Below are 13,105 nucleotides of genomic sequence, written 5' to 3'. Positions count from 1 at the left end.
ATATTAGACAACTATTAGTATTTAATACCAATATGCAGCGCAACGATACCCCTAGTCATTTTATGGGTTTCTACCTCGTCAAAACCCACTCCAAGCATGATTTCCTTCAAAGTGTTAGCGTCAGGGTGCATCCGTATCGATTCAGCCAAATAGCGATAACTCTCAGCATCTTGGGCAATTTTCTCACCCAACCATGGCAAAACCTTAAAAGAATACAGATCATAAACCGGCTGCAAGAAAGCATCTGGCTTTGAAAACTCTAATACCAGCACACGGCCGCCTGGCTTAATGACGCGCAACATCTCACCTAAAGCAACCTCCTTATGGGTCATATTACGGAGTCCAAATGCCACCGTCACCAAATCAAAATGGTTGTGGGGAAAGGGAATCTGCTCAGCATCAAACTGAACGCAAGGCAGGGCCATTCCACGATCTAATAAACGATCACGGCCAACTTCCAGCATGGACGCATTAATATCACTTAACCAGACTTGTGCCTCTGAATTACTTCCCCATTGAGCTGCTTTTGCAAAGGCGGCTGCTAAATCTCCAGTACCCCCAGCGATATCTAAAACTTTTTGACCAGGCCTAACCTGCGCACGAGCAATCGTCATTTGCTTCCAAACACGATGTAAACCAAATGACATAAAGTCATTCATCACATCATATTTACTAGCAACCGAATGAAAAACCTCGGCAACTTTGCCGGCCTTGTCTGCCTCATCAACGCTTTGATAGCCGAAATGGGTTTTACTCATTAATGACTTCCACAAGAATGCCCTGAATTAGGCATGGGTGCGTCCCGATCCAAACCAGCAGCAGCTAATTTATCTAAATGCTCCTGCCACAACTGATCTTGGTTATCACACAAGAAACGTAAATAATCCCAAGAGTACAGGCCTGATTCATGCCCGTCTGAAAAACTAGGCTTTACAGCGTAATGACCAACTGGCTCAATATTGGCAATCAGCACCTCTCGTTTGCCAGTTTGTAAGGTTTCTTGTCCTGGGCCATGGCCTTGAACTTCTGCAGAGGGAGACAGCACCCTCAAAAGCTCAAAAGGAAGACGATAGCTTTTACCGTCTTCATAGGAAAGCTCTAAAACTTTAGATTGCTGATGCACTACGATATTTTTTGGAATCATTTAAACCAACACCCTTTCGATGCCACCGTGGTTTGCTTTTTCCACATAATCTTTCATCCAGTTCTCGCCAAGTAATTTTTGAGCCATTTCAACCACAATGTAGTCAGCGGAAGTGCCACTGTCAGCATCAAAACGCGCTAAACCTTGCAAGCAAGATGGGCAGCTTGTTAAAACCTTCACTTCACCTGTAAAGTCGTTTTTGCGCAGATCATTGGCTGCTTTTTCCATTTCAATTTGTTTACGAAAACGTATTTGGGTAGAAATATCTGGACGAGTCACAGCTAAAGTACCCGACTCACCACAACAACGATCATTCTTTTTAATCGCATTGCCATCTTCCATTTCAATCAGTTCATTCACTGTCTTCATTGGATCCTGCAGCTTCATTGGAGAATGACAAGGATCGTGGTACATGTATTTAACTCCACTAACACCCGAGAGTTTTACACCCTTCTCTAGCAAATATTCATGAATATCAATAATTCTGCAGCCTGGGAAGATCTGTTCAAACTGATAGCCTGCTAGTTGGTCATAACAAGTGCCACAAGATACCACCACCGTCTTAATATCCAGATAATTCAAAGTATTGGCAACCCGATGAAATAACACCCGGTTATCTGTGATCATCTTTTCAGCTTTATCAAAGTCGCCATTACCTCGTTGTGGATAGCCACAGCATAAATAGCCAGGAGGCAAGACTGTCTGAACCCCCACATTCCACAACATCGCTTGAGTTGCTAGGCCCACTTGTGAAAAGAGACGCTCAGATCCGCAGCCTGGGAAATAAAATACTGCCTCAGTATCTGCAGAAGTAGTCTTAGGGTCGCGAATGATTGGGACATAGTTCGCATCTTCAATGTCTAGTAATGCACGTGCAGTTTTCTTAGGCAGATTACCAGGCATTTTCTTATTTACAAAGAAGATAACCTGCTCTTTAACACTAGGCTTACCGACAGTTGCTGGTGGATGTGCAGTTTGTTGTTTTGCAAACTTACGCAGCACATCATTGCCCAAGCGCTGTAATTTGTAACCCCAGCCAATCATCATCTTACGGGTAAGATTAATGGTGTCTGGACTCGTAGCATTAAGGAAGAACATCGATGCAGTTGTACCGGGATTGAAGCGTTGTTGACCCATCTTCCGCAGAAGATTGCGCATATTCATGCTGACATCACCGAAGTCAATTTTGACCGGACAAGGTGTCAAGCACTTATGACAAACCGTACAGTGTGCTGCCACGTCATCAAACATTTCCCAATGGCGAATAGATACACCACGCCGAGTTTGCTCTTCATACAAGAAGGCTTCAATCAATAATGAAGTAGCCAAAATTTTGTCACGGGGGCTATATAACAAGTTTGCACGTGGTACATGCGTAGCACAGACTGGCTTACATTTACCGCAACGCAAGCAATCTTTAATGCTATCCGCAATCGCTCCGATATCGCTTTGCTGCATGATGATCGATTCATGACCCATCAAACCAAAGCTAGGTGTGTAGGCCATACTGAGATCAGCATGAGGCATGAGTTTGCCCTTGTTAAAGCGACCTTCTGGATCAACACGATTTTTATAGCTTCGGAAATCTTTCAATTCAGCTTCGGTCAGATATTCCAGTTTTGTAATGCCAATTCCATGCTCACCAGAAATCACACCATCCAAAGAGCGTGCAAATTTCATGATGCGATCTACTGCACGATGAGCATCTTGTAACATTTCATAATCGTCCGAATTCACGGGAATATTAGTGTGTACATTACCGTCACCAGCATGCATATGGAGCGCTATAAAGACGCGCTTACGCAAAATCTTTTTATGAATTGCCTCAAGCTCATTCAGAATTGGCTCAAATGCTAAGCCACCAAAAATAATTCGTAGCTCAGCGCGAATTTCTTCTTTCCAGGAGGCGCGCAAACTATGGCTCTGTAATTGCGGAAAATACGTATTCATCTGAGTCAGCCACTCAGACCAACGCAGGCGCACTGTTTGTATCAGCTCTAGGGCCTGCTGTACACGATCTCCCAAAATTTCTGCAGTAGGTACTTCATAATCCTCATCGCCTTTACCAAGCGGTAATGAGCTCTTTCTCAAGAATGCTTCGAGCCCATCAAGAACTTGTAATTTATTTTTGAGGGATAGCTCAATATTGATTTGATCTATTCCATCTGTGTACTCGCCCATGCGTGGCAATGGGATCACTACATCTTCATTAATCTTAAAAGCATTGGTATGGCGAGCAATTGCAGCCGTGCGAGCGCGATCTAACCAAAATTTCTTACGAGCATCAGGACTAACAGCCACAAAGCCTTCGCCAACTCGTAGATTGGCCATACGCACTACCTCACTAGTGGCTGACGCAACAGCCTCCTCATCATCGCCCGCAATATCGCCTATTAATACCATCTTAGGCAAACCATTACGCTTAGATTTAGTTGAATAGCCCACTGCCTTTAAATAGCGATCATCCAGATGTTCTAGGCCGGCCAAAATTGGGCCACCCTGCTTACTGAGGCCATCAAGATAGGCTTTGATTTCAACAATACTGGGTATGGCTTCACGCGCTTGGCCAAAAAACTCTAAGCAAACGGTCCGCATATATTGAGGCATGCGATGCAGCACCCAGGTTGCGCTAGTAATCAACCCATCACAACCTTCTTTTTGTACACCAGGTAGGCCAGATAAAAATTTATCAGTAACGTCTTTGCCTAAACCCTCTTTACGAAAACGTTTTCCTTCTATTTCGAGTAATTCTGTTTTTAGGATGCGCTCGCCCGGCTCTTTTATTCCATCAGACCAAGTTAACTGAAAACGCACCTTTTCTACTTCATGAATTTTTCCCAAGTTGTGATCAAGACGTTCAATGTCCAACCAATTGCCATCAGGATCAACCATGCGCCAGCTAGCTAGGTTGTCTAAAGCAGTACCCCAAAGAACAGCCTTCTTGCCACCTGCGTTCATCGCGATATTGCCGCCAATACAACTAGCATCCGCAGAAGTGGGATCAACTGCGAACACAAGCCCTGCATGCTCAGCAGCATCAGAAACTCGGCGCGTTACGACCCCGGCTCCGGTAAAAATCGTCGGTACTTCGTGAGCATGCCCTGGTAAGCGCATGCTCTTTACGCTACCAATATCTTCTAGCTTCTCAGTGTTGATCACTGCAGACATCGCATAGAGCGGAATTGCTCCACCGGTATAGCCTGTAGCGCCTCCACGAGGAATGATCGTGAGACCTAACTCAACACACGCTTTTACTAAACCAGGAATTTCAGATTCATAATCTGGCTTCAAAATGACTAAGGGGAACTCAACACGCCAATCTGTAGCATCAGTCACATGGGCAGCGCGCGACACTCCATCAAAGCAAATATTGTCTGCAGCGGTATGACGAGCTAATTCTTTTCGAGCACGCTTTCGAATGTGCTCAACTTCTTTAAACCCATTTTCAAAGTTTTCTATAGCGCGATCTGCAGCACCCAATAAAATATCTACTTGATCAGCAGACTCGCCAGCATTGCGTTTTTTCACCTCACCTAAGCGATGCCATAAAGCATCGATTAATTGTTGGCGACGTTTAGCGTTATCTAACAAGTCATCCTGTAGAAATGGATTGCGCTGAACAACCCAAATATCACCCAAGATTTCGAATAACATCCGGGCGGAACGCCCAGTTCGGCGAACCCCGCGAAGATCATTCAGAACGCGCCATGACTCCTCGCCCAATAGGCGAATGACTATTTCTTTATCTGAAAAAGAGGTGTAGTTATAGGGAATTTCACGCAAACGGGGTAAGTCCGCTTCTGCGTCCAACAACTGGTTCAAAGCTAATGGGGCGTTCATGGCAACATATCTGATAAATAAGCATTTTAATAGAGCAAGCTTGATAGTGGCAGGAAACATCGAAAGATGTCGCCTCAAGAGATAAACCCTTGCAAATTTAAGGGCTTAGAGCTCATCCGTGTTACGCTCATTGGATGGCAACGAACTATTTAAAGAAAATTTTATCAGCTCGCGTCTATGACGTGGCTAGAGAAACTGAGCTCCAACTAGCCCCGGAACTCAGTAAGCGCTTAGGTAACCAGGTACTGCTGAAAAGAGAGGATAACCAGCCGGTTTTCTCCTTCAAACTACGCGGTGCTTACAACAAAATGGCCCATTTAAGCTCTGAGGCCCTCAAACGTGGAGTGATTGCCGCATCCGCTGGAAATCATGCCCAAGGTGTCGCTTTATCTGCTGCCAAGATGAAATGCAAAGCCGTGATTGTGATGCCAATCACCACACCGAGTCTCAAAATGAATGCGGTCAAAGCACGGGGTGGCTCTTGGGTAGAGGTGATTTTGCATGGTGAGTCGTATAGCGATGCCTTCAAACATGCAGAACTATTAGAGAAAAAACGTGGACTTACTTTTGTCCATCCATTTGATGATCCCGATGTCATTGCTGGTCAGGGAACGATTGCTCAAGAAATTTTTCAACAACATCAAGAACCAATCGAGGCTGTGTTTGTTGCTATTGGAGGTGGCGGTCTTATTTCTGGTATTGGTGAATACGTCAAAGCAGTCAGCCCAAAAACGAAAGTGATTGGCGTTCAAGCTTCAGATTCCGATGCCATGAATCGCTCACTTAAAGCAAATAAGCGTATTGAAATGAAAGATGTAGGCTTATTTTCAGATGGCACTGCAGTAAAGTTGGTTGGCAAAGAAACTTTCCGTATCTGTAAAAAGGTGGTTGATGAAATTGTGACGGTTGATACAGACCAAATCTGCGCTGCTATTAATGATGTCTTTACTGATACGCGAAGCATTTTGGAGCCAGCTGGCGCCCTAGCCATCGCAGGCATGAAGAAGTACGTTGAAAAACATCACACCAAGAAGAAAACTCTAGTTGCAGTTGCCTGCGGTGCCAATATGAACTTTAGTCGCTTACGCTTTGTGGCTGAGCGTGCTGATGTAGGTGAATTCCGTGAAGCCATATTTGCCGTCACTATTCCTGAAGAGCGTGGCTCCTTTAAACGCTTCTGTGAGTTACTTGGCAAGCGCAATGTCACTGAATTTAATTATCGTATTGGCGATCAAAGTGAAGCCCATATTTTTGTTGGGATTAGCACCCTAAAGGCTGGGGACAGTGAAGCGATTGCTAAACATTTTCGTAAAGCGAAGTTTGCAACGATTGACCTTACGCATGACGAATTAGCCAAATCACATTTACGCCATATGGTGGGCGGACATTCAGTACTTGCTAAGGATGAATTGATTTATCGCTTTGAATTTCCAGAGCGTCCAGGGGCCCTGATGAAATTCTTAACTAGCATGGCGCCCAACTGGAATATCAGCCTGTTTCACTATCGCAATCATGGTGCTGACTATGGCCGTATCTTGATTGGTATTCAAGTACCCAAGAATGAGCAACAGAAATTCCAGAAATTCTTAACCACTCTTGGCTATCCTTACTGGAATGAAACTCATAATCCTGCTTATCGCCTATTTCTAAAATGAAATTTTTAAGATGTCGTTCACACTAACCGGAAAACTCGTTGTTGCGATTTCCTCTCGCGCCCTCTTCGATTTCGAAGAAGAAAATCGTATCTTTGAATCTTCTGATGACAGCGCCTACATGAAATTACAGCTTGAGCGCCTTGGTGTCGCCGCCCGGACCGGAGTCGCTTTTCCTTTAGTCAAAAAACTACTCGCGTTTAATGAAGAGGGCGAGCAGCGTGTAGAGGTGGTAATTCTCTCGCGCAATGACCCTGTGAGTGGACTACGGGTTTTCCGTTCCGCAGAACATCATGGCTTGCGCCTAGAGCGTGGTGTATTTACACGGGGTCGTCCACCTTATCACTATCTGCGCTCCTTACATGCCAATCTCTTTTTGTCAGCCAATGAAGATGATGTTAGAGCAACAATTGATGCGGGCTTTCCTGCTGCGCGTGTGTATCCAGAATCTAGTAAAACAGCTGAATCTCATCCTAATGAAATCCGTATCGCCTTCGACGGAGATGCGGTACTGTTTTCCGATGAAGCCGAGCAAGTTTTCCAGAAAAAAGGGCTTGAAGCTTTCGTTGATCATGAAAGTAAAAAGGTTGATATTCCCCTGCCCCCAGGACCATTTAAACCATTACTAGAAGCGCTTCATAGACTGCAGCGCTCAACTAGTGAGAACGGCATGCGCATTCGGACGGCCTTAGTGACTGCCCGTTCAGCGCCAGCGCATGAGCGAGCGATTCGTACTTTGATGGCTTGGGGCATTGATGTGGACGAAGCCATGTTCTTGGGTGGCTTATCGAAAAGCGAATTCCTACGAGAATTTGAGCCCGACTTTTTCTTTGATGATCAAACCGGCCATTGCCAGTCTGCCGCAACTGTTGCACCTACAGGACATGTCGTCTCGGGTGTATCTAATCAACCTAAAAACTAAGCAGCACAGACTCAGTTACTGATTCCATGGCAACATTACCACTTGGTCAAGCTACGCAATATCCAGAACAATATGATCCTGGCTTGCTATACCCAATTCCACGCTCAGAAAACCGCCTGAAATTAGGTCTCAAAGAAGGACAAGCCTTACCATTCGTTGGCGTTGATATTTGGAATGCATTTGAACTCAGTTGGTTAAATCACAAAGGTAAACCCCAAATTGCATTAGCTGAGTTTCAGATACCTGCTGACTCACCTCAGATGATTGAATCCAAGTCTTTTAAACTCTATCTCAATAGCCTGAACAACACACGCTTCGAAGATGAGAACCAATTACGTGAGCGATTGATTGCTGACTTATCTAAAGTAGCCGGCAGCAAAATCACTACTAAAATCAATCCAACCGAAGCAATTGCCAAAAAAGGGATACAAGAAATGGGTGGGGTTTTACTGGATCGCCTTGATATTGAAATTGACCCCCATATTCCAGCCGACCCCCACTTGTTAGGTGTCAACGAAGATTTTGGTCCCATCGAGCAATGTCTTGTTTCCCACTTACTCAAATCGAACTGTCCTGTGACTGGCCAACCAGACTGGGCTAGCGTTCAAATCCGTTATCAAGGACGCCCCATTCTTGAGGAAGGCTTATTGCGTTATCTGATTGGTTTTCGACAACTAGGTGAGTTTCATGAGCATTGTGTAGAAACTATTTTTAGTGACATCAAACGCTATTGCAAACCAGATAAGTTATCTGTCTATGCGCGCTACACCAGACGCGGTGGATTAGACATCAATCCCTTCCGCACGGATCACAATGCACCCTGGCCAGAAAATACTCGCCACTCTCGACAATAAAAAACCCCTTGTAGGAAATCCTAGAAGGGGTTTTTGCTATTACGCTGTTACTTAAAACGGAATGTCGTCATCCATCGCACCGAGTGAAGCAGCATTAGATGCTGCTGGTGCAGTTTGATCAGATGCCTTTGAGCGACTATAACTTTCGCCACCGTCACCGCTACCGCCAACAGGCTTACCACCCAGCATCTGCATCGTTTCTGCAACGATCTCAGTGGAATACTTTTCTTGGCCACTAGCGTCAGTCCATTTACGTGTCCGTAAACGTCCCTCAACATAAACCTGCGAACCTTTTTTAAGATACTGACCAGCGATCTCTGCAAGCTTACCAAAGAAGGCAACACGATGCCATTCTGTAGTTTCTTTCATTTCGGCAGTTTGTTTATCTTTGTAGCGATCAGATGTTGCTACTGAAATATTAGTAACTGCGTCGCCGCTTGGCATATAACGCGTTTCTGGATCGCGCCCTACGTTACCTACGATGATGACCTTATTTACCGAAGCCATGTTGTCTCCCGAAGAAAAATGATGATGTGATTACGACTAAAAATTGCACTATAAACTCTAAGTACAAACTAAGGCTATGTCTTTGCTGATGCATCCTGCAAATCTGCAGTCCTTGCAGGCAATTCGCGCATTGACCACGCAATTATAAGCCAGCAAATTAAGAGGACTGTACCAGCAGTAAAGACCGATAAATCACCATGGGCATCCATTAACCAACCCCCCAACAATGCGCCTGAAAAGAGACCAATCGATTGTGTGGTGTTGTAAACCCCTAAAGCCGTTCCCTTAGATTCTTTTGCATAACGAGTCACTAATGAGGGTTGTAAAGCCTCTAGTAAGTTAAAGCCTACAAAATAAATCAGCAATGCCACAGTAATCAGTGTCACGGATGAAGCTTGAGTGAAAATGATTTCAGCAATCACTAAAAGAATGATGGCGATTAATAGGACAAGTTTGATGCGCTGTTTTTTTTCTCCGTAAATTAAAAGCGGGACCATAAATACAAAAGACAGTAAAACGACTGAGAGATAAATTTGCCAATGTGCAGCAAGCGGAAATCCTGCTTGCTCTAATAGGCGTGGCACCACTAAAAACATTGCTACTTGGGTAGCATTTAAAACAAACACCCCTAAGTTTAGGCGCATGAGCTCTGGGCGTAAAAACACCACCTTAATTGATTCTTGCTGCGCATGAACTTCAGGTTTGTTATTTGGCAATACAAAATACGCTACCAACATCGCCACGATTCCTAAGATTGCCAGCACCAAAAACATCCCGCTTAAGCTCATCATGCGATAAAGCGGGGCAGCGACAACCAAGGAAATAGCAAATGATAGGGAAATACTGACGCCGACCAAGGCCATGGCTTGACTGCGCACTTGCTCCCGAGTCAGGTCAGCAACCCAAGCAGAAACAGCGGCAGAAATTGCGCCAGCACCCATCACCCCTCTACCAATCGAGATCCAAAGCAAATCATCCTTAGCGGCACAAATTAAGGCTCCAGCAACAAATAAGGATAGCCCCCATAAAACGACCTTTTTTCGGCCGATTCGATCAGAAAGTCTGCCTAAGGGGATGTGAAAGCAAGCCTGAACAATATTAAAAATACCCAATGCCAGCCCTATTAATAAGGCTTGGTCGCCTCCAGGTAAGTCTTTGGCATGAATGCTAAAGACAGGCAAAAGCAAGAAAAGGCCCAGCATACGAAGGCCAAAGATGCCTGCTAAGGCAAGAGCGGAGCGAAGTTCAGAAGAATTCATGGGAAAGAGCTATATTAACAAGTTACGCTAAAAAATCATGAATAACGAAATTAAAATCCGTGGTGCTCGCACTCACAACCTCAAAAACATCAATCTCGATATCCCCAGAGAAAAGTTAGTTGTTCTGACTGGTCTATCGGGGTCAGGTAAAAGCTCCCTAGCTTTCGATACGCTCTATGCGGAAGGTCAGCGTCGCTATGTAGAATCGCTTTCTGCCTATGCCCGCCAGTTTTTACAACTAATGGAAAAACCCGACGTCGATACGATTGAAGGTCTGTCACCAGCAATCTCGATTGAACAAAAAGCCACTAGTCATAACCCACGCTCTACTGTGGGCACTGTCACCGAAATACATGATTACCTACGCCTTTTGTTTGCTCGTGCTGGCACACCACACTGCCCAGATCACGATTTACCTTTAGAGGCACAAAGTGTTTCGCAAATGGTCGACACCGTGCAGGCAATGCCTGAAGATACGAAGCTCATGATTCTTGCGCCGGTAGTCAGTGAACGTAAAGGTGAATTTGTAGATCTCTTCCAAGACCTTCAGGCACAAGGCTTTGTTCGTTTTAGGGTGCGCTCTGGTGGTGGCACAGCAAATGCAGCAAAAGCAGAAATTTTTGAAGTTGATCAACTGCCTACACTGAAGAAGAACGATAAGCATTCAATTGAGGTTGTTGTAGATCGTATTAAAGTACGTCCTGATATTCAACAACGACTGGCTGAGTCTTTTGAGACCGTGCTGCGCTTGGCTGACGGTAAAGCCATGATCGTAAATATGGATACTGGCAAAGAGATGATTTTCTCGAGCAAATTTGCTTGCCCTGTATGCTCATATTCATTACAAGAACTTGAACCACGCCTATTTTCATTTAATAACCCAATGGGTGCCTGTCCTTCCTGTGATGGCCTAGGACATCAGTCCTTCTTTGATCCAAAACGGATCGTGGCACACCCTGATTTATCCCTTGCCTCTGGTGCAATTAAAGGCTGGGATCGTCGTAATCAGTTTTATTTCAAGCTACTTCAAACCTTGGCAAAGCACGGTGGCTTTGATGTTGAGAAGCCCTTTGAAACCCTCAACAAAAAACAGCAAGATCTGATCCTCTTGGGCTCTGGTGATATCACCATCCCATTTGAATACATCAATGAGCGTGGCAAAAATAGTACTCGTGAACATGCTTTTGAAGGCATTGTTGCAAACTTTGAAAGACGCTATCGTGAAACGGATTCAATGACAGTTCGCGAGGAACTGGCGCGTTATCAAAATGTACAAACCTGCCCAGAATGTAACGGTAGTCGCTTACGAAAAGAGGCACGTTTTGTAAAAGTAGGTGAGAAAAAGCAATCTCGCGCTATTTATGAAATCAGTGCCTTGCCACTGAAAGAAGCAAAAGAATATTTTGAAGCCCTCGATTTAAAAGGTGCTAAACGCGAAATCGCCGATAAGATTGTGAAAGAAATCAGTGCACGTCTACGTTTTTTAAACGATGTTGGACTGGATTATCTTTCGCTCGAGCGCAGTGCTGACACTCTCTCTGGTGGTGAGGCGCAGCGTATTCGTCTAGCATCACAAATCGGCTCCGGCTTAACGGGTGTCATGTATGTGTTAGACGAACCGTCGATTGGATTGCATCAACGGGATAACGATCGCTTGATTGGGACCTTAAAACATCTACGTGACCTAGGTAATAGCGTGTTAGTAGTTGAGCATGATGAAGATATGATCCGAGCGTCTGACTGGGTGATTGATATCGGCCCAGGTGCCGGGGTGCACGGTGGTGAAATTGTCGCGCAGGGCACGCCAGCGGAAGTTGAAGCAAACCCTCGCTCTTTGACTGGTGACTATCTGGCTGGTCGCGCAGCGATTGCGATTCCAGAAAAGCGTATTCCAGTCAATGACCGTTTCTTAGAAATTATTGGTGCGCGTGGTAATAATTTGCAATCTGTTCATGCCAAGATTCCAGTAGGACTTCTCACTTGCGTAACAGGTGTTTCGGGCTCTGGTAAATCTACCTTGATTAATGACACCCTGCATCATGCTGTTGCACAACATCTATATGGCTCTAATGCTGAACCTGCAGCCCATGAAGCTATGAAAGGTCTAGAGCATTTTGACAAAGTCATTAGCGTAGACCAATCACCGATCGGCAGAACGCCACGCTCAAATCCAGCAACCTATACAGGACTTTTTACACCGATCAGAGAGCTGTTTGCCGGAGTGCCAGCATCGCGTGAGCGTGGTTATGAAGCTGGACGTTTCTCCTTTAACGTCAAAGGGGGCCGATGTGATTCTTGCGAAGGCGATGGCGTTCTTAAAGTAGAAATGCATTTCTTGCCAGATGTTTATGTTCCCTGTGATATCTGTCACAGTAAACGCTATAACCGTGAAACTCTCGATATTCGCTACAAAGGTAAAAATATTCATGAAGTACTGTCGATGACAATCGAGCAGGCACATGAGTTCTTTGAAGCAGTGCCAGTAGTAAAACGAAAACTCAAAACCCTGCTTGATGTTGGATTGGGTTATGTAAAGCTAGGACAAAGTGCTACCACCTTATCTGGCGGTGAAGCACAACGCGTGAAATTATCCCTTGAACTCTCCAAGCGTGATACGGGTAGAACGCTCTATATCTTGGATGAGCCAACAACAGGTCTGCATTTCCATGATATTCAGCTTCTTCTGACAGTGATTCAGACTCTCAAGAAGCAAGGAAACACAATCGTCATCATTGAGCACAACTTAGATGTGATTAAGACTGCCGATTGGATTATTGACCTTGGGCCTAAGGGCGGGGCTGGTGGCGGACAAATTATTGCTACTGGAACCCCAGAAGATGTTGCTAAGAACGCAGCCAGTTTTACTGGACACTACTTGGCAGCACTTTTGACACGTAAAGCCCCTACTACCAAGAAGAAGAAATAAG

General features: G+C 45.0%; 9 protein-coding genes. 4 read left to right on the top strand and 5 right to left on the bottom strand.

The genetic code is table 11. The features are described from left to right. Positions 1-14 precede the first annotated feature (14 nt). Genes ubiE through ABWP14_RS07430 form a run of 3 tightly spaced genes read right to left on the bottom strand, consistent with a single transcriptional unit; the run spans position 15 to position 4,984 of the window. A complete protein-coding gene (gene ubiE / locus ABWP14_RS07440) occupies positions 15-758 on the bottom strand; it encodes a bifunctional demethylmenaquinone methyltransferase/2-methoxy-6-polyprenyl-1,4-benzoquinol methylase UbiE (RefSeq protein ID WP_353202345.1) in 744 nt (247 codons plus the stop codon). After that, entirely contained in the window at positions 758-1,144 is a 387-nt protein-coding gene (locus ABWP14_RS07435; RefSeq protein WP_353202344.1) for a gamma-butyrobetaine hydroxylase family protein, read from the bottom strand. The genes ubiE and ABWP14_RS07435 overlap by 1 nt, the downstream gene beginning before the upstream one ends. After that, positions 1,145-4,984: a DUF3683 domain-containing protein gene (locus tag ABWP14_RS07430; RefSeq protein WP_353202343.1), complete on the bottom strand. Its 3,840-nt coding sequence runs from the start codon at positions 4,982-4,984 to the stop codon at positions 1,145-1,147. A gap of 134 nt (positions 4,985-5,118) precedes the next feature. Here ABWP14_RS07430 and ilvA point away from each other — a divergent pair, with 134 nt between their 5' ends. The 3 genes from ilvA to queF are packed head-to-tail and all read left to right on the top strand — an operon-like array spanning position 5,119 to position 8,412. Further along, the gene (gene ilvA / locus ABWP14_RS07425; protein ID WP_353202342.1) at positions 5,119-6,639 is read left to right on the top strand and encodes a threonine ammonia-lyase, biosynthetic; all 1,521 of its coding nucleotides are present in this window, start codon (positions 5,119-5,121) and stop codon (positions 6,637-6,639) included. 10 nt (positions 6,640-6,649) lie between these two features. After that, on the top strand, positions 6,650-7,558 hold the full coding sequence (locus ABWP14_RS07420) for a 5'-nucleotidase (RefSeq protein ID WP_353202341.1): 909 nt from the start codon (positions 6,650-6,652) through the stop codon (positions 7,556-7,558). A 26-nt stretch (positions 7,559-7,584) separates the two neighbouring features. Further along, positions 7,585-8,412 carry an NADPH-dependent 7-cyano-7-deazaguanine reductase QueF gene (gene queF / locus ABWP14_RS07415; protein WP_353202340.1) on the top strand — a complete coding sequence of 276 codons (828 nt, stop codon included), beginning with the start codon at positions 7,585-7,587 and terminating at the stop codon, positions 8,410-8,412. Between the two features lie 51 nt (positions 8,413-8,463). Here queF and ssb read toward each other — a convergent pair whose 3' ends face one another. Both ssb and ABWP14_RS07405 read right to left on the bottom strand, forming a co-directional pair. Continuing rightward, positions 8,464-8,919, bottom strand: a complete 456-nt coding sequence (ssb, locus tag ABWP14_RS07410) for a single-stranded DNA-binding protein (RefSeq protein WP_353202339.1) — start codon at positions 8,917-8,919, stop codon at positions 8,464-8,466. 74 nt (positions 8,920-8,993) lie between these two features. Next, on the bottom strand, positions 8,994-10,178 hold the full coding sequence (locus ABWP14_RS07405) for an MFS transporter (protein WP_353202338.1): 1,185 nt from the start codon (positions 10,176-10,178) through the stop codon (positions 8,994-8,996). A gap of 37 nt (positions 10,179-10,215) precedes the next feature. On the opposite strand from ABWP14_RS07405, the gene uvrA reads away from it, so the two are divergent. Beyond that, on the top strand, positions 10,216-13,104 hold the full coding sequence (uvrA, locus tag ABWP14_RS07400; protein WP_353202337.1) for an excinuclease ABC subunit UvrA: 2,889 nt from the start codon (positions 10,216-10,218) through the stop codon (positions 13,102-13,104). The last annotated feature ends 1 nt before the right edge of the window (position 13,105 follow it).

This window comes from Polynucleobacter sp. (genome assembly GCF_040400325.1).
Taxonomy (GTDB): domain Bacteria; phylum Pseudomonadota; class Gammaproteobacteria; order Burkholderiales; family Burkholderiaceae; genus Polynucleobacter.
Note: the sequence above shows the minus strand (reverse complement) of the source record. Positions and strands in the feature narration are given on the sequence as shown.